Here is a 20,156-nt window from a genome sequence, read left to right on the forward strand (position 1 = left end):
GGCAGAGCTGATCGACGGCTGCCTCACCGAGACCGGATTACTCATGGGCGCCGGATGATCTACCGGCCCGCCACTGCGAGTTCAACCTCAGTACGGCCCGAGAATGCCCCGCGGCAGGCAAACGCTCGGGTTGTGCGGCTACGGGCTGCTACGGCTGTTGTTGCAGCCATGCTCGGCCCTCCCCGCATCGCCTTCATGGGCGCCCGGACGAGGACGAGGCGAGCGCTGGCATGCATCATGGAGCATTAACTCTTGCGTTAACATCGGCATCGTGGCTCAATGGGAAGTGGTCCTCGTCGCGGAGGTTGCGGCGTGGTTCGAGAGGCTGGCCGAGGCGGACTGGGAGAGCGCTGAGCAGGTGGAAGACGCCATCGACATGCTGGCGGCCACAGGTCCAACGCTTGGCCGTCCACTGGTGGACCGGATCAAGGGTGCTGAGAATCATCACCTGAAAGAGTTGAGGCCGGGATCGTCTGGGAGCAGCGAGATCCGGATCCTCTTCGTTTTCGATCCGGTGCGGCGGGCAGTGCTGCTGGTGGCCGGCGACAAAGCCGGAAACTGGCAACGCTGGTACAACGTCAACATCCCGATTGCTGAGGAGCGCTACCAGGCGCATCTAGTCGATCTTGAGACCAGGGAGTATGAATGAGCACGGTCAGCTGGGAGGAGACCAAGCGTAAGGCTCGCGAGCGGCGTGAAGCCGCTGGGTTGCCCGTGCGGTCTGTTCAGGAGAAGCAGGCAGCCATGGACAGGCTGACTGCAGAGGTGCGCGCTCACAAGCTCGCGGAGGTGCGGCACGAGCAGGCGCTGACTCAGCGTCAAGTTGCCGCCTCGATGGGAGTCTCAGCGCCTCGCGTCTCCGCGATCGAGCGTGGCGAACTGGATCGGGCAGAAGTCGCGACGCTCCGAGCGTACGTGGAGGCACTCGGTGGCCGGTTGCGTGTGGTCGCAGACTTCGGCGATGCGGAGTACACCGTCGCCTAATGGGAGCTGCCGGGTCGGAGAGACTCGGTGCCGTAGCCGCTTGGCGATCCCCTCTTTACCGCCATACGGCCACCTCGACCGTCGGGCGCTCGGGAACAGCGCGGAGAAGATCTGACAATGTTGAAGGCCCAGGTCTCTGACCTGGGCCTTAGTCATGGAGCGGGTGACGAGAATCGAACTCGCGCTCTCAGCTTGGGAAGCTGATGTTCTACCATTAAACTACACCCGCGTAAGACGCCGGTCGGGAGGCCGGTGTCCGGACGCGTCGTTACTTTACCTCATGCCGGGCCCCACGTGCTGAAGCCGTCGGGGTCCGGGTGCGTTTGAGGGGTGGGACGGGGCTGCGGGGGCGGGGAGTTGGGGCGTACGGTGGAGGGGTGGAAGAGGGTCTGGGTGGGCCTCTGGGGAAGTCGGAGTGCCGCCTGGAGGGCCGTCCCTTTCATCCCGTAATGTGGCTTTCGTCGTCAGGTCGTCAGCCAGACGCGGCTCTTGGGGAAGGGACTCTTGGACTTGATGGAGCGCACCGTCGTCCGCTGTGCCGAAGGGCACGTGTTCACCACCGCTTCGTTCCCGATGCAGCAGGCCGAGCGGCTCGGCCCCGGGCGGCTCATCCGATGTCCGCGGTGTGCCCGGCTTCGCAATGTCGTGCCGGTCAGTATGGAGAAGCGGTAGCGGTAGCCGTCGTGGAGTAAGCGGAGGAGTTGGTAGCGGCAGGCGCGCGGTCGTCCGGGTTGTGGGCGGTCCGCGCGTCTTGCGTATCCTCGGGGAGTGCTTCTCTCAGACAAGGACATCCGGGCCGAGATCGACGCCGGTCGGGTGCGGATCGAACCGTACGACGAATCCATGGTGCAGCCGTCGAGTGTCGACGTGCGTCTCGACCGCTTCTTCCGGGTGTTCGAGAATCACCGGTACCCCCACATCGACCCCTCCGTCGAGCAGGCGGACCTCACGCGGCTTGTCGAGCCCGAGGGTGATGAGCCGTTCATTCTGCATCCCGGGGAGTTCGTGCTCGCCAGTACGTATGAGGTCATCACCTTGCCCGACGATCTCGCGTCCCGGCTGGAGGGCAAGAGTTCGCTCGGGCGGCTCGGGCTTGTCACCCACTCCACGGCCGGGTTCATCGACCCCGGGTTCTCCGGGCATGTGACCCTTGAGCTCTCCAACCTCGCCACTCTTCCGATCAAGCTCTGGCCGGGCATGAAGATCGGGCAGCTGTGCATGTTCCGGCTCAGCTCGCCGGCCGAGTCTCCGTACGGCAGTGAGCGGTACGGGTCCCGGTATCAGGGGCAGCGGGGGCCGACCGCCTCGCGGTCCTTCCTCAACTTTCACCGGACCCAGGTGTGAGAGCGGAGCGTGAGCATGTCCCGGGTGCGTGAGAACCTCACGTACGACGCGTTCGGTGGCGCCGTCCGCGAGCTTGCCCAGACCATCGCCGATGACGGGTACGAGCCCGACATCATCCTCTCCATCGCGCGAGGCGGTGTCTTTGTCGCCGGTGGGCTCGCTTACGCCCTTGACTGCAAGAACATCCACCTTGTGAATGTGGAGTTTTATACGGGGGTGGGGACCACCCTTGACATGCCCGTCATGCTCGCGCCTGTTCCGAACGTGATCGACTTTTCCGACAAGCGCGTTCTCATCACGGACGACGTCGCCGATACGGGCAAGACCCTCAAGCTCGTCCACGACTTCTGTCTCGACACCGTCGCCGAGGTGCGGTCGGCCGTCGTCTATGAGAAGTCCCACTCCCTCGTGAAGTGCGAGTACGTGTGGAAGCGGACGGATGAGTGGATCAACTTCCCCTGGAGCGTCGAGGCGCCCGTCGTGCGGAGGGCCGGGCAGGTTCTCGACGCCTAGAGAGGGCGTGGAGAGACGCTGCTGAGGAGAGGGCATCGTGCAAGAGCCCCTGGTGCACCACCAGCACCAGGGGCTCTTGTCGTACGCGTACTTACTAGAACGTACCCAGCTTGATGATCGACAGGATCGCGATCAGCTGGATCGCCGACGCGCCCAGCGCCTTCGGCCACGGCAGGTCGTGGGACTTGGAGACCATGAGGGTGAGGAGGGCGCCCGCGCCGACCCAGGTGGCCCAGCCGAGGATCTGGACGAACGGGGCGTCGCCGCCCGCGAACATCGCGACGACCAGGCGGGGCGCGTCCGTGAGGCACATGATCAGCATGGAGAGGCCGACCGTGGGCTGCCAGGCGCCGTCGCCGCCGAACTGGCGGGCCAGGGTGTGGGTGACCATGCCCAGGATGAACGTGCTGATCACCATCGCGATCGCCGTCGTCAGGACGATCGGGACCGCGTTCGACAGTGTGGCGTTGATCGCGTCCGTGCGGGTGTCGTCGAAGCCGAAGACGGCGAGGAGGCCGTAGAGGAACGTCACGATGAGGGCCGGGCCCCACATCGTGTAGTCGCGCATGACGAGGAAGGTCTGATTGGGGCTCGTGACGATGCCCTTCAGCAGTTCCTTCCAGCGCAGGCGCGGGCCCACCGGCGCGGGCGGAGTCTGGCCCGCGTGGTACGTGCCGCCCTGGTTGTACGGGTCGTCGATCGAGAACGCCTGGGTGTGGCCCGGGTTGTTCGCCGCGTACGGGTCGGGGCCGCCTCCCTGATGGCCCTGGTGGGGGGCGCCGTCGCCGAAGTACTCCGGCTCGTCGCCGTGCCCATGCCCGCCGTGGCCGCCCTGGCTTCCGTACGGCGGTTGCGTGCCGCCGTACGGCTGCTGCGGGGGCGCCTGGGGGTAGCCGTACGACGGGCCGCCGCCTTGCGGGGCCTGCTGTCCGTACGGGGGGTTCTGCGGTCGCGCTTGCGGAGCGCCGTTGTTCCGGCCGCCGCGTCCCATCCTGAATCCAGCCACGTCATCGAACGTACCTGGTCCTGGAGATCGGCGTGGCGGGGCGGGGGTGACAGGACCTGCTTTGCGGCTGACCTGTGACATCCCCTAAGGGACCGTCAGGGGATTCGTCAGGGGGTTTGTCAGGGGCTTCGTCAAGGGTCGGTCCTCGGCGGTTCCCCGGGGGTTCCTCAAGGGAGCGCGGGGTCAGCTCCAGAAGTCGTTGCTCTTGTCGATGTCCTCGATGCATTCGTCGATGTCGGTGATCTTGTCTCCGACGATACGGAAGACGAGAGCGCCGTTCTCCTCGAAGCGCCGGCCCTCGCGCTCGGCCGTGAAACGGTGCACGGACACCGCGTGGCCTCGGCCGTCGACCAGCACGTGGCGCAGGTCGACACGGACGCTGCTGTTCGTCTCCTCGAAGAGGCGGCGGTACATGCCGAGAATCGAGTCCACGCCCTTGAAGTCGCCCGACAGGGGGTGACTGCCGGGCACGTGGTGTGTGCAGTCCCCCGACATCAGCTCGCGCAGGGTGTCCATGTCCCCGCGGGAGAAGGCGTCGTAGCCCTTGCGGACGAGGGTCGCGTGCGGGTTTTCAGCCATGGGAATCGCCGCCCTTCTGGTGTTCTGGCGGATTGGTGGCTGATGTGTCTCATTGTCCGGCTGTCGTGCCGCGTGGGCGAGTGGATCACCTGGGGGTGGTGCCGAGTTCACACCAGACGTACTTGCCGCCCGTGCCGTTGATGCGGAACCGGCCCCAGTCGTCGGCGTACGCGTCGACGAGGCGCAGGCCTCGGCCGGCTTCGTCGGTGGTGGGGGTGGTGGGGGTGGTGGGGGTGGTGGGTTGATCGTGTTCGGGGGTGTGGGGTCCGTGTCCCAGGCGCCCAAGCGGAAGGAGGGGCCCGACTGCCGGACCTTCAGGGCGGCCGGGCCCTCGGTGTGCCGGATCGCGTTGGTGAGCAGTTCGGAGGCGACCAGCACCGCCGGTTCGATGAGGGTGGGGAGGTGGTGGGTGGTCAGGATGTCGCGCAGGGCGCGGCGGCAGATGCGGACGGCTCGGGGGTCGTTGGGGGCGTAGAGGGTGCACTCCCAGGGGGGTGGCACGGGCATAGGGGTCTCCCGGTGAGGGGTGAGGGGTGAGGGGTGAGGGGTGAGGGGTGAGTGCAAGAGACGCCCTCCTCCTCCGCGAAAGCGACGAGCCCGGAACCGTCATTCGAACCGACCGCCCTGGACTCGCCGCCCTCATACGCCACCTACGCCACGCCGACCGTCACTGACCGATCGGCGAGCCGAAGCCGGGGCGGCTGCCCAGGGCGATGTCCCGTGCCGTGATTCGCTTCGCGCCCGTCGTCGTCAGGCCGGTCTTCGTGCCGCGCAGGCCGCGGCCGTACCGGGGACGCCTGCCACGTCCTGGCTGTACGTCTTGGAGCCGGACGCCTTCAGGCCGGAGGCCGAGCCGTACAGGACGGTCACCGTGCCCGCGTACTCTTCCTGCCCCAGGCCTCACCGGGGGCGCCGACCGCGACGAAACAGCGGCGCCCCGTACCTCCGGTGTGGACCGGGAGTGCGGGGCGCCGTTGGGTGTGTGGATGGCCTCGGCGTACGTCAGTTGGCCGCGTTGCCGCCGAGCACCGGGTCCCCGGCCGTGGAGATGCCGAGGCTCTTCGCGCCGAACAGGCGGGCGCCGGAGGTGACGATCCGCTTGCCGCCGGACCGCAGGTACGTCAGCGAGCCGTTGAACGCGTTCTCGCCGTACGCGCCGATCGTCAGGTCCGCCCTGCCGTCGCCCGTGACGTCGGTCAGCTTCACCTCGCTGCCGAAGTTGTCGTCCTTCTCGTTCGAGTCGGGGACGCCGGGCTTGTTCTGGGTGAAGTACTGGGCGCCCGAGCGCAGCTTGAGGCCGGAGGCTGAGCCGTACAGGACGGTCACGGCGCCCGCGTTCCGCACCCCGTTGAGGTCCTCGCCGAGCGCGCCGATCGCGAGGTCGGCATACCCGTCGCCGTTGATGTCGCCGAGCGACAACTCGGCGCCGAAGTTGTCGCCGACCTCGGACCTGTCGGGCACGCTGCCGCTGTTCTGGGAGACGGCGACCGCCCTGCCCGGGCCGGAGGCCGAGCCGTACACGATGTGGACCTTGCCGCCCTTGACCGCACGGGAAGGGTTGTTGTTCGCGGTCGGCTCCCACTGCTGGCCGGTGACGAGGTCGCCGTAGCCGTCGCCGTTGATGTCGGCGACGCCGGTGATGTAGCCGCGCTTCAGCTCCTTCACCCCGCCCGCCCGGCCGAGACCGCCGGACGCGCCCGGGAAGTAGAAGTTGGTGTTCCAGCCGGCCGAGCTGTCGGTCTCGAAGCCGTTGACGATCAGGTCGGTCTTCCTGTCGCCGTTCACGTCGCCCGCGGTGAGGACCAGCGCGCCGGTCCTGCTGCCGGTCCGGATGTTCGCCTTGATCGTGTACTTGTGGCCCACCGCGCCGGACTTGGTGATCTTGCGCCCGAAGACGTGGACCTTGGCCCCGGAGGAGCCGACCGCCAAGTCGTCCCTGCCGTCGCCGTCGAAGTCCCCGGAGGCCAGGGACTTGCCCCAGCGGGTGTGGGACGAGGGCGCCGGGTCCTTGATCGTCGTACCGCCGCGCAGACCGTTCGCGGAGCCCCAGATGATCATCACGTGGCCGCCGTCGGCGTCGCCGCGCACGCTGTCCAGGTAGGCCGAGACGGCCAGGTCGTCGAAGCCGTCGCCGTTGAAGTCGCCGTACGCGCTGACCCAGCCGAAGCCGTCGCCCGCCTCGGCCTGGTCCGGGATGCCCCGGGTGTTCTGGCTGATCGTGGTGCGCTTCGTGGCGCGCAGGCCGTTCGGGGAGCCGTACAGGGCGACGATCTGCCCTGCGTTCTTCTTGCCGCCGACGGCGGCGTTGCCCGCCGAGAAGGCGACATCGCCGTAGCCGTCGTTGTTGAAGTCCGCCATGGGATGGTGGACGCTGTCGGCCGCCGTCGCGGTCGCGGCCGAGAACGTCAGCAGACCGCCCGTCAGCGCGACCGTGGTGGCCGTCGCGAGGGCGAGTCGCAGGTGCTGCTGCTTGCGCATGCGGGGAGTCTCCTGCTGCACGCGGGGCGCCCTGAGGGGACGCCCGTAGTCGATGGGGTGCCGTCCTGGCCGTGCCTCGGGGCAGGCGGGCGGCTTACAGGAGACCGTTGGGGGTGGGGGAGGGTTGTACGGGAGTTCGGATTATTTCTGGGCTGGTGGGGCGGATGGGGTGCATGGTGCCGTCGTATGGCCGTTGGCCGTGCGATGTCGTCCGTTACTCGGGCGTGAACTCGTACTGCAGCTCGTAGAGATGCCCGGCTTTCACCATCGTCGTCGCTTCGACGGGGCGTCGGTGGTCGGTGTAGACGGTGCGGAGGGTGTACAGGACGGGCAGGCTGCCGGGGAGGCGGAGGGCCTGGAACTGCTCCTGGGTGGGGATTCTGGCGGAGACCCGGTCCACGCTGAGGCGGGGCGGGTGGCCGAGTTCGGTGAGGAGGGCGGGGGTGCCGCCCTTGATCCTCCGGCGGTCCATCAGGGGCGTGCCGCGCGCGATGTCCAACGGGTAGTAGGACTTGACGAGTTCGGCGGGTTCGTCGTCGATCAGCAGGAGCTGGCTGCGGAGCAGGGCCGTGCCGCCGTCGGGGAGTCCGAGGGCGGTGGACACGTCCGCGGGTGGGCGGGTCTCCGTCACGTCGAGGAGCGTGATGCGGGCGTGCGCGCCGTGCTTGGCTGCCTCGCCGAGCCAGAGGTACGTCTGTCCGGTGGCGGCCGGTGCCAGGGACGCGGCGGGGCGCATCGTGCGCTGCCGGTGCTCGCGGACCGTGACGGCCGCACCCGCGCGTCCGATCACCAGGCGTTCGTCCTTGAGGAGTTGCAGGGCCTTCTGCACGGTGGCGTTGGAGGCGTCGAAGCGGGTCTTGAGCTGTGTGGTGGAGGGCAGGCTGACTCCGGGTGGGAGTTCACCGCTGAGGATGTCGTCGCGCAGGTCGGCGGCGATCCGCTCGTGCAGGGAGCGGCGGTCGGGGGCGTCCGGTTCGGCCTTGGGCACGGTCTCGTCATCCGATCCTGAGCTCGTAACGCAACTGCTGTCGCAGGGCGGGCATCACCATACGGTCGACCTGGATGGGGCGGTCGTCGCGGTCCAGGGTGATCCTGGTCAGCCGCAGCACCGGCTCGCCGTGCGCGGTCCGCAAGGCCTGCCGCTCCTCCTCGTTGGGCATCCCGGCGCTCACGTCCTCACGGACAAGGGCGCCGACGTGCCCGAGTCCGGCCAGCAGGGTGACGGCTCCGCCGGGGATCTTGGCCTTCTCCGCCAGGGGGGTGCCGCGGGCGATGCCGATGGGGAAGTAGGTGTCGGTCAGTTCGTTGGGCTGGTCGTCGAGGAGGATCAGCCGCCTCCGTACGACGACCGGCTCCTCCTCGGCGATCCCGAGCAGCCGGGCCACTTCGGCTGGTGCGGGCACCTCTCCGGCATGGACGATGCGCTGGGTGCCGCGACGGCCCTGGGCTGCGGCATCGGCCGGCCAGGCATCGCCCTGCCCCTGCTCGCGCGGGGTCAGGTACGGCATGGACGTGCTGACCCACCTGTTTGCGCTCATGAGACCCTCCCGGATGACCGACGGTTGTGCCGACCTTGCCGGTTTACATAGTAAGCGACTTGGTGTTTCCCGCCCCCATGGGCAAACCTTGCTGCTTTTCGCGAATAGCGTTAATGCGCTGTGTGTTGGAAGGTCACCAGCGACCCCGATCGGAACCGATGACATGGCCAACCTCATCCGCCGCATCGCCGCCCTCCTGGCCGCCCCGCGCGGCAGACACCGCCGCCCCGCACCACTGCCGAGCCCGGCGTTCACCGCTCCGCCCCCGCCGCCCGACATCCCCCTCCCCGCCCACCGCAGCCCGTACGGGCTCGACACTCCGCTCGACGGCACTGCCACCGTGGCCGTACGCCCGTACGTGGCCGCGCACGAACAACGGCAGCGGCGCCGCGAACTGGCCCTGGCCGCGCTGGGACTGGACCTGCCCGGTTCGTACTGGATCCACGGGGCGGAGGTGGCCTGATGGAGCCGCAGGCCGAAACACCGAAGCCGGAGCGGCCGTCACAGGCCGTACGCCTGCTGCCCTGGACCGGCGTCGAGGGCAAGCCCTGCTACCTGATCGCGGACAGCTCCGGCGGCCCCGTGACCCGCCTGGCCGACGCCGTCGAATCCGTTCAGCTGGACATGGGTGCCCAACTCCTCGCCCACGCCCGCGAGTTACTCCCGAACGCCCCGCAGGGGGAACTCCGCTTCCTTGCCGAGCGCCTGACCGAGGCGCTCCACGACGCACTCCGCGTCGCCGAGATCCGAGGGCGGCGTGGCGACCACGTGAGGTGGCCTCACCCATGAGTCCCTCGCCGCCACCGAACCACCGCCGAACAAGTCGTCATGACCTCACCGCACCCCGACACCCCACCGGGCCCCGGCTTCGTCGTCGGCATCGCCGCCGCCGCAACCGGCATCCACCACGCAGACGGGCATGGCGTCGCCCAACTGCCATCTCTTGCTGGTGACTCCCGTCGGTGAACTACTGCTGCTTGACTGGGCCCTTTCCTGTCCCGCCCCCGCGTGGGCGGACACCGCGCTGACAGTCCCGCGGCTCATCTCCGCCGGCCACGTGCCGGAGCAGGCCGAGACGATCGCCGGGCAGGTTCCCGCGTACCGCGAAGCCGACCCCGCCACCGTTACCACCTTCGCGCGCACCGTCTTCGCGGCATGGGAAGACTGGGAGCGGACGCGACCACTGCCTCACCGTGCCGCCCTCACCACCGCCGCCCGGACGTGGGCCGCGTACCGAGAGAAGGGGTACCGGACGGGCGCTCACGCGCTCTCCCCTTGATCGGATGATCGGACGCGTACCGGGCATGTGGGGCCGATTGTGTGGGCGCCCCCGCCCCCGGTCCACACCGGAGGAGGGGGCGCCATCATCAGCCGTACGTACGAACTCGGCTTCCTGTCCGCTTACTTCACCGGCTCGGGCTCCGGCTCGCTCTCGGCCTCGGTCGCGTCCTCCGGGTCGACCGGGGTCCTGACGGAGTCGAGGAGCAGCTGAGCCACGTCCACGACCTGGATGGACTCCTTCGCCTTGCCCTCGTTCTTCTTGCCGTTGACCGAGTCGGTCAGCATGACCAGGCAGAACGGGCAGGCGGTCGACACGATGTCGGGGTTCAGGGACAGGGCCTCGTCGACGCGCTCGTTGTTGATGCGCTTGCCGATGCGCTCCTCCATCCACATGCGGGCGCCGCCGGCGCCGCAGCAGAAGCCGCGCTCCTTGTGGCGGTGCATCTCCTCGTTGCGCAGGCCCGGCACCTTGCCGATGATCTCGCGCGGGGGCGTGTAGATCTTGTTGTGGCGGCCCAGGTAGCAGGGGTCGTGGTAGGTGATGATGCCCTCGACCGGGGTCACCGGGATCAACTTGCCCTCGTCCACCAGGTGCTGGAGCAGCTGGGTGTGGTGGATGACCTCGTAGTCGCCGCCGAGTTGCGGGTACTCGTTGCCGAGGGTGTTGAGGCAGTGGGGGCAGGTCGCGACGATCTTCTTCGCCGACTTGGGCTTCAGAGTCGAGGGTTCGTCCTCGTCCTCCCCGAACGCCATGTTCAGCGCCGCCACGTTCTCCATGCCGAGTTCCTGGAACAACGGCTCGTTGCCGAGCCTCCGCGCCGAGTCACCCGTGCACTTCTCGTCGCCGCCCATGATCGCGAACTTGACGCCCGCGATGTGGAGCAGCTCCGCGAAGGCTTTCGTCGTCTTCTTCGCCCGGTCCTCCAGGGCACCCGCGCAGCCGACCCAGTACAGGTACTCGACCTCGGACAGGTCCTCGATGTCCTTGCCGACGACCGGGACCTCGAAGTCGACCTCCTTGGTCCACTCCAGGCGCTGCTTCTTGGCCAGGCCCCAGGGGTTGCCCTTCTTCTCCAGGTTCTTGAGCATCGTGCCCGCCTCGGACGGGAACGCGGACTCGATCATCACCTGGTAGCGGCGCATGTCGACGATGTGGTCGACGTGCTCGATGTCGACGGGGCACTGCTCGACGCAGGCGCCGCAGGTGGTGCAGGACCACAGGACGTCGGGGTCGATGACGCCGTTCTCTTCGAGGGTGCCGATCAGCGGGCGCTCGGCCTCGGCGAGAGCCGCGGCGGGCACGCCCGCCAGCTGCTCCTCGCTCGCCTTCTCCTCGCCCTCCATCGTCTTGCCGCCGCCGGCCAGCAGGTACGGGGCCTTGGCGTGGGCGTGGTCCCGCAGGGACATGATCAGCAGCTTCGGCGACAGCGGCTTGCCCGTGTTCCAGGCCGGGCACTGCGACTGGCAGCGGCCGCACTCGGTGCAGGTGGAGAAGTCCAGCAGGCCCTTCCAGGAGAACTGCTCGACCTGGGAGACGCCGAAGACGTCGTCGTCGCCGGGGTCGGTGAAGTCGATCGGCTTGCCGCCGGACGTCATCGGCTGGAGGGCGCCGAGAGCCGTTCCGCCGGTCGCCTCGCGCTTGAACCAGATGTTCGGGAAGGCGAGGAAGCGGTGCCAGGCGACGCCCATGTTGGTGTTGAGGGAGACCACGATCATCCACACGAAGGACGTGCCGACCTTGATCATCGCGGTGAAGTAGACCAGGTTCTGCAGCACGCCGACGGACAGGCCCTTGAAGGCCAGGACCAGCGGGTACGAGGCGAAGTACGCGGCCTCGTAGTGCTCGACGTGGTGGAGGGCGCCCTCCAGGCCGCGCAGTACGTAGATGGCGAGGCCGATGGTGAGGATGACGTACTCGACGAAGTACGCCTGACCGGCCTTTGAGCCCGCGAAACGGGACTTGCGGCCGGGCCGGGAGGGCAGGCTCAGCAGGCGGATCACGATGAGTACGGCGATGCCCAGGACCGTCATCACGCCGATGAACTCGATGTACATCTCGAACGGCAGGAAGCCGCCGATGACTGGCAGCACCCAGTCGGCCTGGAAGAGCTGGCCGAACGCCTGCGCGAGGGTCGGCGGCAGCGTCAGGAAGCCGACCGCCACGAACCAGTGCGCGATGCCCACGATGCCCCAGCGGTTCATCCGCGTGTGGCCGAGGAACTCCTTCACCAGCGTCACGCTGCGCCGGTAGGGGTTGTCGGTCCGGGTGCCGGCGGGCACGGGCTGGCCGAGCTTGAAGTACCGGACGAACTGGCCGATGGCGCGTGCGAGCAGCGCCACGCCGACCACGGTCAGGACCAGCGACACGATGATCGCGGCGAGTTGCATTTCGGGGCTCCTCGGGCCTGCGAGGGGGTTTCTCCCGGGACCGGCCTTTCGCTGAGGCCCGCCTCGGAGGTGATTACTGAGCGGTAGCTTATGCAGTCCGTCTGAGACTACCCACTTCTACTGCCGCACTGTAGCCAGGGGCGGGGTGATCTGGGTCGCTGAGGGTTGCCTGAGTGGGGGTGTCGACCATGCCGACTATGGGGAGTCCGGCTCGTCGAAGACGTTCCCCATGAGGTGGCGGCACGCGCTGGTCACGTTCATGCCGGTGAGGAAGGACATGAGGAAGGCGGGGAGGGGATGCCCGGGATTGCCCGCCGCGACGGCCAGGCTGGGCACCAGCGTGATCGCAGCCAGCAGATAACCGCCGAACGCCCACCAGTCCCCGCGCGCCCCGCGCCGTATCGCCACATACAGAAACGGGACCCATGAGAGCAGTCCCAGGGAGACGAGCACCAGAACGGCCCACGCGGTCTTCTGGGCGGGGCCGGCCTCCAGACGGCCCCTGCGGCTGCGGGCAGCGACCGCCCGCCGCCGGTCTTCCCTGGCCTCACCGCGCCGCCCCGTCTTCGCCAGCAGCTTGCGCAGCCGTCGGGTGGCGCTCCGGTGACCTCGGTCGGCCGCGCGACGGTAGTACCGCTCCGCCGTCGCCGTCTCACCCTCGGCCTCCAGCCGTACGGCGGTCTGGAACGCGGCCTCCAGATGGCCGCCGTCGGCCGCCTGGCGGTAGTACGTCGCCGCTTGTCCGCTCCGCCCGGACCGGTGGAGCAGTTCCGCCAGCTCGGCCGCGGCCTCGGTGTGGCCGAGCCGCGCCGCGAACCGGAAGTATCCCTCAGCCCGCTCCCGGCACTCCCGCGAGTTCAGGGCGGGGAGGTCCGGCGCTTCGAGAAGCTCTCCCCGGTCCCGCCGGCGAACGACTTCTTGCAGGACGCTGAAGTAGTGACCGATGGCGTGGGCAAGGTAAGCCACCTCTCCGTCGAGCAGACGGACGTGGCGTTCCGCCTCCTCCTCCCGCCCGGTCAGGCTCAGTAGCATGGCCAGCTCCGGCAGCTCCGACTCGTCGCCCGCCGCCACCGCCGCCCTCGCATGGGGCAGGGCCTCTTCCTCGCGGCCCAGTTTCATGAGAGCCGTGATCAGCATGGACCTGGCCGCGGCGTCTCCCTTGTCGGCGGCGGGGCGGGCGAGCGCCGCCGCTCTCTCGTGGTCACCCGACGCGCGGGCATCGCGGATGCGTTGATACAGGTCGTCGTCGAAGCCGCGGCGCTCCCGGTACAGGAGCCCCGCGAGGTAAAGGGTGGAGTCGATGTGCCCCCGGGCGGCCCGTCGGCGGACGATCTCGGCCTCGTCACCTTCGGCCACGGGGTCCGGGACCCGCAAAACCCCGCCACCGGGACCGTCCGCGGCTTCGATACGGCTTGTGACGGCAGTACGGCTGTAGAACCATTCGGCCTCGGCGGAGTGCTCCTCGTACTCCTCGTGCTCCTCCACCGCCGACTCGGCGTCCCCCCTCGCCCGCGTGAGCCCTCTCGCGAGCTGCCAGAGCGCGAAACTCCCAGGGTGCTCCGCCGAGCCGATGAACTCCTCGGCCTCGTCCACCCGTCCGGCCCTGGCCATGAGCAGCCCGAGCGCCGCCGCGGCGCCCGTGTTCCCGGCGTCGGCCGCCCGCCTCAGGTGCTCCTCGGCCTCGTCCTCGCGCCCCGTGTCGGCCAGGAGCATCCCGAGCCCGGCCCGAGCGGGGACGTTGCCCTCGGCCGCCGCCCGCCGGTAGTGCTCTTCCGCCGCCTCCGGCCGGTCCGTCTGCCTCAGGAGTTCCGCGAGGAGGAACATGGCGCGGTCGTCGCCGTGGGCGACGGCCAGCCGCAGCCACGCCTCGGCTTCGCCCTCCCGGCCCGAGCGGGCCAGCAGCAGCCCGAGGTCCGTGGCGGCGGCCACCGACCCGGCGTGCAGTGCGGAGCCGTGCAGCGCGGAGCGGAACATCTCCTCGGCCCTGTCCTCCTGTCCTTCGTGATCGAGTACCGCTCCGAGCCATCGGGCGACCTCCGGTATGAGGTCCGCCATGGGCCGCCAGGCGGCTTCCACCACATGCGGGAGGTCGGCGGACCATGCGGCGTACCCCACGGCGAAGCGCTCCGCGGGCTCGGTCACCCGCATGAGCGCGGTGTCCCACACCTCCATGGGCACGGGCCCGTCCGTGTGGTCGACCAGATAGTCGAACACGGCCCAGCCGTCGCCCTCCTCTGCCGGAAGCAGCAGGCTCGTGACCCCGTAGCGAAGTTCAGTGGCCCAGGCGAATGCCTCGTCCAGCCCTTCGGGGCGCAGTCGTCTGCCGCCGGCCTCGGTGAGGCAGCCCTCGTGCAGCTCGGCCAGAAGCTCGCGCGGGTAGGGAGCGGGGAGCCCGGTGCGGGCCAGGTCGACGGCGGCCGCTACGAGGGCGGCGCCGCGCGGGTTCCCTCCGGGGAGCCATGCGCGCTGCCACGCGTCCAGCAGGGCGGGGCCCGCGGCGAGGTACTCGGCGACGCCGTACGGACCGTGGTGCGCGACCGCGTCCACGAGGCGGCTGTCGTCGTGGTCCTCGGCGCGGGCCAGCTCCTGGTCGCTCCACACCCGGCTGATGTCCACCCGCTCGGCGGCGTTCAGGATCCGCATGCCGAGAGCGGCCGTCTCAAGCCGTGCGTCGTCGTCGCCCGTGGTACCCCGCGCGAACGTCTCGTACTGCCGCAGGCGCATGGTCGCCAGCACGGGCGTGGCCGTACGGGCCAGCCGGTCCAGCAGGCCGGGGGTCAGGCCGTCCGGTCCCAGGTACCGCTCCAGGTCGTCGAGCCACACCACGCACGGGATGCCGGCCCGTGCCACCGCCCGGGCCGTCGCGTCCAGGTCGCCGCCGGCCGCGGGCTGCACGACCCGATGGTCCGGCAGTACGGCCCGTAGCGCCTCGAAGGCGGCACGGCTCTTTCCGGCGGTGGAGTCGCCCGTCACCAGAACCAGCCCGCCGTCCCGGCCGGCGGCGGCCAGCCGGTCCCGCAGTTCCGTGTCGAGGTCCCGTTCCACGTAGGGAGGGAGCGCGCTGCCGTCGTCGCCCGGCCGGGCCCGTTTCACGCCGGCCTGGAGCGGGTCCCACTCCCGGGCGACGGGCCACTGCCGGGGGTCCCGCAGATACTCGGGGTCGGCCTTGGTCACGTTGACCGACACCGGCCCGAGGATGTTCCTGGCCTGGATGAGCGTGCCGTGCACGTCGCCTGTCGCCAGGTTGAAGTGCGCGCCCTCGCCCGCTCCCCAGAGGGCCGACAGCTCGTCGGCGAAGTCCGGTTCCGCCCTGGCGCGTTCGGCCAGAGCCACCGCCAGGGCTCCGGCCCGTGCGGCGTCCGTGGGGACGGCCGCGAGGGCTTCCAGCTCCGGTATGCCCGTCGCGCACGTGGCACCCTGGGGCAGGGGACGTCGTACGAGGGTCTCCAGCGCGGCCCAGCGCGACCGTGCGGTCTCGTCACCGGACATTGCCGCGGCCAACAGCAACCCGTTCCAGACCAGTTCCACGCGTCACCCCCCGGCCCGTGACCCTAGGCCACGACCACTGGCGGGGGAACGGGGACGCGGCCCCAGGCGCGCACTCCACTCCGTATCATCACAGGTCAGAGCCGCCATGCGCGTAAGGAACAGATAAGACTTGAGTCCCCTGGACTCAGCTCTGTTGACCCCGCGCCAGCGGTCATGCACACTTGAGTCCGTTCCACTCAAGTCAGCTGGAGGAATCAACCATGGCACGTGCGGTCGGCATCGACCTGGGCACGACTAACTCCGTCGTCAGCGTTCTGGAGGGCGGCGAGCCCACCGTCATCACCAACGCCGAGGGCGCCAGGACCACGCCGTCCGTCGTCGCCTTCGCCAAGAACGGTGAGGTGCTCGTCGGCGAGGTCGCCAAGCGTCAGGCGGTGACCAACGTGGACCGGACCATCCGGTCCGTGAAGCGTCACATGGGCACCGACTGGAGGGTCGAGCTCGACGGGAAGCCCTTCAACCCGCAGCAGATGTCCGCGTTCATCCTGCAGAAGCTGAAGCGGGACGCGGAGTCCTACCTCGGCGAGAAGGTGGCCGACGCCGTCATCACCGTCCCGGCGTACTTCAACGACTCCGAGCGTCAGGCGACCAAGGAGGCCGGTGAGATCGCGGGCCTGAACGTCCTGCGCATCGTCAACGAGCCGACCGCCGCCGCCCTGGCCTACGGCCTCGACAAGGACGACCAGACGATCCTCGTCTTCGACCTCGGTGGCGGCACCTTCGACGTGTCCCTCCTGGAGATCGGCGACGGCGTCGTCGAGGTGAAGGCCACCAACGGTGACAACCACCTCGGTGGTGACGACTGGGACCAGCGTGTCGTCGACTACCTGGTGAAGCAGTTCCAGGCCGGGCACGGCGTGGACCTCTCCAAGGACAAGATGGCGCTCCAGCGGCTCCGCGAAGCCGCCGAGAAGGCCAAGATCGAGCTGTCCTCGTCCACCGAGACCTCGATCAACCTGCCCTACATCACCGCCTCCGCCGAGGGCCCCCTGCACCTGGACGAGAAGCTCACGCGCGCCCAGTTCCAGCAGCTGACGGCCGACCTCCTGGAGCGCTGCAAGACGCCGTTCCACAACGTCATCAAGGACGCCGGCATCCAGCTGAGCGAGATCGACCACGTCGTTCTCGTCGGCGGCTCCACCCGCATGCCCGCCGTCGCCGAGCTCGTCAAGGAGCTGACCGGCGGCAAGGAGGCCAACAAGGGCGTGAACCCGGACGAGGTCGTCGCCATCGGCGCCTCGCTCCAGGCCGGTGTCCTCAAGGGTGAGGTCAAGGACGTCCTGCTCCTCGACGTCACCCCGCTGTCCCTCGGTATCGAGACCAAGGGCGGCATCATGACCAAGCTGATCGAGCGGAACACGACGATCCCGACCAAGCGCTCGGAGATCTTCACCACCGCCGAGGACAACCAGCCCTCCGTGCAGATCCAGGTCTACCAGGGCGAGCGCGAGATCGCGGCGTACAACAAGAAGCTCGGGATGTTCGAGCTGACCGGCCTGCCGCCCGCCCCGCGCGGTGTCCCGCAGATCGAGGTCTCCTTCGACATCGACGCCAACGGCATCATGCACGTGACCGCGAAGGACCTCGGCACGGGCAAGGAGCAGAAGATGACCGTCACCGGCGGCTCCTCGCTGCCGAAGGACGAGGTCGACCGCATGCGCCAGGAGGCCGAGCAGTACGCGGAGGAGGACCACCGCCGCCGCGAGGCCGCCGAGTCCCGCAACCAGGGCGAGCAGCTCGTCTACCAGACCGAGAAGTTCCTCAAGGACAACGAGGACAAGGTCCCCGGCGACGTCAAGACCGAGGTCGAGGCCTCCGTCGAGGAGCTGAAGACCGCGCTCAAGGGCGAGGACACCGCCGAGATCCGTACGGCCACGGAGAAGGTCGCCGCGGTTTCGCAGAAGCTCGGCCAGGCCCTGTACGCCGACGCCCAGGCCGCGCAGGCGGCGGCCGGTGCCGAGGGCGGTGCCGCCGGTGCCGGACAGGCCAAGGCCGCCGACGACGACGTCGTCGACGCCGAGATCGTCGACGAGGACCGGAAGGACGGTGCCGCGTGACGGAGGAGACCCCGGGCTTCGACGAGCAGCCGCAGGCCGCTCAGCCGCAGCAGCCCGATGTCCCCTCCGGCGCCACCCCTGACGACGCCGAGCCGCAGGCCGCCCCCCAGGAGGGGGCGGCCCCGGCCGGGGACACGGCAGCAGCAGCCCAGACGGCAGGCCTGACGGCCCAGCTGGACCAGGTGCGTACGGCGCTCAACGAGCGCACGGCGGACGTCCAGCGGCTCCAGGCCGAGTACCAGAACTACCGCCGCCGGGTCGAGCGCGACCGGATCGCGGTCAAGGAGATCGCCATCGCGAACCTCCTGACCGAGCTCCTGCCCGTGCTCGACGACATCGGCCGCGCGCGGGAACACGGCGAACTCGTCGGCGGTTTCAAGTCCGTCGCCGAGTCGCTGGAGGTCGTCGCGGCGAAGATGGGACTGCAGCAGTTCGGCAAGGAGGGCGAGCCCTTCGACCCGACGATCCACGAGGCCCTGATGCACTCGTACGCGCCCGACGTCACCGAGACGACATGCGTGGCGATTCTGCAGCCCGGGTACCGGATCGGCGAGCGCACCATCCGCCCCGCGCGGGTGGCGGTGGCCGAGCCCCAGCCGGGGGCGCAGACCGTCAAGGCCGACTCCCAGGACGCGCAGGACGCGGCCGGGACGGCGGGCGACGACAAGGAGAACGGTGGCCCGGACGAGGGCTGACGTGACAGACACCGTGCGAAAGGAGGGACGTCGGGGATGAGCACCAAGGACTTCATCGAGAAGGACTTCTACAAGGTCCTCGGCGTCCCCAAGGACGCCACCGAGGCCGAGATCAAGAAGGCGTACCGGAAGCTCGCCCGCGAGTACCACCCGGACGCCAACAAGGGCAACGTCAAGGCGGAGGAGCGCTTCAAGGAGATCTCCGAGGCGAACGACATCCTCGGCGACCCCAAGAAGCGCAAGGAGTACGACGACGCCCGCGCCCTCTTCGGCAACGGCGGCTTCCGTCCGGGGCCCGGCGCCGGCGGCGGCACCTTCAACTTCGACCTGGGCGACCTCTTCGGAGGTGCCCCTCAGGGCGGTGGGGGCGCCGGCGGCAGCGGAGGCTTCGGCGGAGGCATCGGTGACGTCTTCGGGGGCCTGTTCAACCGCGGCGGCACGGGCGCGGGCACGCGTACGCAGCCGAGGCGCGGCCAGGACATCGAGTCCGAGGTCACGCTGAGCTTCACGGAGGCGGTGGACGGCGCCACGGTGCCGCTGCGCATGTCCTCCCAGCAGCCCTGCAAGGCGTGCTCGGGTACCGGCGACAAGAACGGTACGCCCAGGGTCTGCCCGACCTGCGTGGGCACCGGGCAGGTCGCGCGCGGTTCCGGTGGCGGTTTCTCGCTCACCGACCCGTGCCCGGACTGCAAGGGGCGCGGACTGATCGCCGAGCACCCCTGCCTCGACTGCAAGGGCAGCGGCAGGGCCAAGTCGTCCCGCACCATGCAGGTCCGCATCCCGGCCGGCGTCACCGACGGCCAGCGCATCCGCCTGCGCGGCAAGGGCGCCCCCGGCGAACGGGGCGGCCCGGCGGGCGACCTGTACGTCGTCGTGCACGTCGACGCCCACCCGGTGTTCGGCCGCAGGGGCGACAACCTGACGGTGACCGTGCCGGTGACGTTCGCGGAGGCCGCGCTGGGCGGCGACGTCCGCGTGCCGACGCTGGGCGGACCCCCGGTGACCCTCAAGCTGCCGCCGGGCACGCCCAACGGCCGCACGATGCGCGCCCGCGGCAAGGGCGCGGTCCGCAAGGACGGCACCCGCGGGGATCTGCTGGTCACCGTCGAGGTGAGTGTCCCGAGGGACGTAACGGGGAAGGCTCGCGATGCGCTTGAGGCGTACCGCGAGGCAACCGCGGGCGAGGATCCGCGAGCGGAGCTGTTCAAGGCCGCGAAGGGAGCATGAGGACGCCATGGATGGAACCGGACGTCGGCGCAACCCCTACGAGCTGACCGAAGAGACCCCGGTCTACGTCATCTCGGTGGCGGCCCAGCTCTCCGGCCTGCATCCGCAGACGCTGCGCCAGTACGACCGCCTGGGCCTGGTCTCCCCCGACCGCACCGCCGGCCGGGGCCGCCGCTACTCGGCCCGCGACATCGAACTGCTCCGCACCGTCCAGCAGTTGTCCCAGGACGAGGGCATCAACCTCGCCGGCATCAAGCGCATCATCGAACTGGAGAACCAGGTCGCCGCGCTCCAGGGCCGGGTGGCCGAGCTGGAGTCGGCCCTCGACGGCGCCGCGGCGGCGATGCAGCAGCGCGAGGCGGCGGTGCACGCGTCGTATCGCCGCGACCTGGTGCCGTACCAGGAGGTTCAGCAGACGAGTGCGCTGGTGGTGTGGCGGCCGAAGAGGCAGCAGTCGTCGGACTGAGGCGCATGTTCATGTGAATGGGGTCCGGAGGTTCGAGCGAACCTCCGGACC

General features: G+C 69.5%; 18 protein-coding genes and 1 tRNA gene. 11 read left to right on the forward strand and 8 right to left on the reverse strand.

The window, feature by feature from the left end:
* Window positions 1-262 precede the first annotated feature (262 nt).
* Window positions 263-649, forward strand: a complete 387-nt coding sequence (locus ACWD3C_RS30605) for a type II toxin-antitoxin system RelE/ParE family toxin (RefSeq protein ID WP_451149470.1) — start codon at window positions 263-265, stop codon at window positions 647-649.
* A complete protein-coding gene (locus ACWD3C_RS30610) occupies window positions 646-984 on the forward strand; it encodes an XRE family transcriptional regulator (RefSeq protein ID WP_451149409.1) in 339 nt (112 codons plus the stop codon). The genes ACWD3C_RS30605 and ACWD3C_RS30610 overlap by 4 nt, the downstream gene beginning before the upstream one ends.
* A 155-nt stretch (window positions 985-1,139) precedes the next feature.
* Here ACWD3C_RS30610 and ACWD3C_RS30615 read toward each other — a convergent pair.
* A tRNA-Gly gene (locus ACWD3C_RS30615) sits at window positions 1,140-1,213 on the reverse strand.
* A gap of 539 nt (window positions 1,214-1,752) precedes the next feature.
* Here ACWD3C_RS30615 and dcd point away from each other — a divergent pair.
* Together dcd and ACWD3C_RS30625 are read left to right on the forward strand one after the other, a co-directional pair.
* On the forward strand, window positions 1,753-2,328 hold the full coding sequence (dcd, locus tag ACWD3C_RS30620) for a dCTP deaminase (RefSeq protein WP_451149410.1): 576 nt from the start codon (window positions 1,753-1,755) through the stop codon (window positions 2,326-2,328).
* Between the two features lie 15 nt (window positions 2,329-2,343).
* Window positions 2,344-2,841, forward strand: coding sequence for a phosphoribosyltransferase (locus tag ACWD3C_RS30625; RefSeq protein WP_451149471.1), 498 nt, complete (start codon window positions 2,344-2,346; stop codon window positions 2,839-2,841).
* 94 nt (window positions 2,842-2,935) lie between these two features.
* Here ACWD3C_RS30625 and ACWD3C_RS30630 read toward each other — a convergent pair whose 3' ends face one another.
* From ACWD3C_RS30630 to ACWD3C_RS30650, 5 genes are all read right to left on the reverse strand, one after another.
* Window positions 2,936-3,928 carry a YIP1 family protein gene (locus ACWD3C_RS30630; protein WP_451149411.1) on the reverse strand — a complete coding sequence of 331 codons (993 nt, stop codon included), beginning with the start codon at window positions 3,926-3,928 and terminating at the stop codon, window positions 2,936-2,938.
* Between the two features lie 102 nt (window positions 3,929-4,030).
* Window positions 4,031-4,426 (reverse strand): nuclear transport factor 2 family protein, encoded by a 396-nt coding sequence (locus ACWD3C_RS30635; RefSeq protein ID WP_451149472.1) that lies wholly within the window; start codon window positions 4,424-4,426, stop codon window positions 4,031-4,033.
* A gap of 1,002 nt (window positions 4,427-5,428) precedes the next feature.
* Window positions 5,429-6,904, reverse strand: a complete 1,476-nt coding sequence (locus ACWD3C_RS30640) for an FG-GAP repeat protein (RefSeq protein WP_451149412.1) — start codon at window positions 6,902-6,904, stop codon at window positions 5,429-5,431.
* 214 nt (window positions 6,905-7,118) lie between these two features.
* The gene (locus tag ACWD3C_RS30645; RefSeq protein WP_451149413.1) at window positions 7,119-7,892 is read right to left on the reverse strand and encodes a GntR family transcriptional regulator; all 774 of its coding nucleotides are present in this window, start codon (window positions 7,890-7,892) and stop codon (window positions 7,119-7,121) included.
* 7 nt (window positions 7,893-7,899) lie between these two features.
* Entirely contained in the window at window positions 7,900-8,442 is a 543-nt protein-coding gene (locus ACWD3C_RS30650) for a GntR family transcriptional regulator (RefSeq protein ID WP_451149414.1), read from the reverse strand.
* A 163-nt stretch (window positions 8,443-8,605) separates the two neighbouring features.
* Between ACWD3C_RS30650 and ACWD3C_RS30655 the strand changes: the two genes are divergently transcribed.
* The 3 genes from ACWD3C_RS30655 to ACWD3C_RS30665 all read left to right on the forward strand — a co-directional run bounded on the left by ACWD3C_RS30655 (window position 8,606) and on the right by ACWD3C_RS30665 (window position 9,721).
* A complete protein-coding gene (locus tag ACWD3C_RS30655) occupies window positions 8,606-8,905 on the forward strand; it encodes a hypothetical protein (protein ID WP_451149415.1) in 300 nt (99 codons plus the stop codon).
* Entirely contained in the window at window positions 8,905-9,231 is a 327-nt protein-coding gene (locus ACWD3C_RS30660) for a hypothetical protein (protein ID WP_451149416.1), read from the forward strand. The genes ACWD3C_RS30655 and ACWD3C_RS30660 overlap by 1 nt, the downstream gene beginning before the upstream one ends.
* Window positions 9,232-9,361: 130 nt before the next feature.
* Window positions 9,362-9,721 carry a hypothetical protein gene (locus ACWD3C_RS30665; protein WP_451149417.1) on the forward strand — a complete coding sequence of 120 codons (360 nt, stop codon included), beginning with the start codon at window positions 9,362-9,364 and terminating at the stop codon, window positions 9,719-9,721.
* 122 nt (window positions 9,722-9,843) lie between these two features.
* On the opposite strand, the gene ACWD3C_RS30670 is transcribed toward ACWD3C_RS30665, so the two are convergent.
* Window positions 9,844-12,111 carry a heterodisulfide reductase-related iron-sulfur binding cluster gene (locus ACWD3C_RS30670; RefSeq protein WP_451149418.1) on the reverse strand — a complete coding sequence of 756 codons (2,268 nt, stop codon included), beginning with the start codon at window positions 12,109-12,111 and terminating at the stop codon, window positions 9,844-9,846.
* A 195-nt stretch (window positions 12,112-12,306) separates the two neighbouring features.
* Window positions 12,307-15,639 (reverse strand): hypothetical protein, encoded by a 3,333-nt coding sequence (locus tag ACWD3C_RS30675; RefSeq protein ID WP_451149419.1) that lies wholly within the window; start codon window positions 15,637-15,639, stop codon window positions 12,307-12,309.
* Window positions 15,640-15,860: 221 nt separating this feature from the next.
* On the opposite strand from ACWD3C_RS30675, the gene dnaK reads away from it, so the two are divergent.
* Genes dnaK through ACWD3C_RS30695 form a run of 4 tightly spaced genes read left to right on the forward strand, consistent with a single transcriptional unit; the run spans window position 15,861 to window position 20,105 of the window.
* Entirely contained in the window at window positions 15,861-17,717 is a 1,857-nt protein-coding gene (gene dnaK, locus ACWD3C_RS30680; protein WP_451149420.1) for a molecular chaperone DnaK, read from the forward strand.
* Window positions 17,714-18,412: a nucleotide exchange factor GrpE gene (grpE, locus tag ACWD3C_RS30685; protein WP_451149421.1), complete on the forward strand. Its 699-nt coding sequence runs from the start codon at window positions 17,714-17,716 to the stop codon at window positions 18,410-18,412. The genes dnaK and grpE overlap by 4 nt, the downstream gene beginning before the upstream one ends.
* 36 nt (window positions 18,413-18,448) lie before the next feature.
* A complete protein-coding gene (gene dnaJ / locus ACWD3C_RS30690; protein WP_451149422.1) occupies window positions 18,449-19,639 on the forward strand; it encodes a molecular chaperone DnaJ in 1,191 nt (396 codons plus the stop codon).
* A gap of 7 nt (window positions 19,640-19,646) precedes the next feature.
* Window positions 19,647-20,105, forward strand: coding sequence for a heat shock protein transcriptional repressor HspR (locus tag ACWD3C_RS30695; protein WP_451149423.1), 459 nt, complete (start codon window positions 19,647-19,649; stop codon window positions 20,103-20,105).
* Window positions 20,106-20,156: the final 51 nt, after the last annotated feature.

The organism is Streptomyces sp. NPDC002845 (assembly GCF_053591955.1).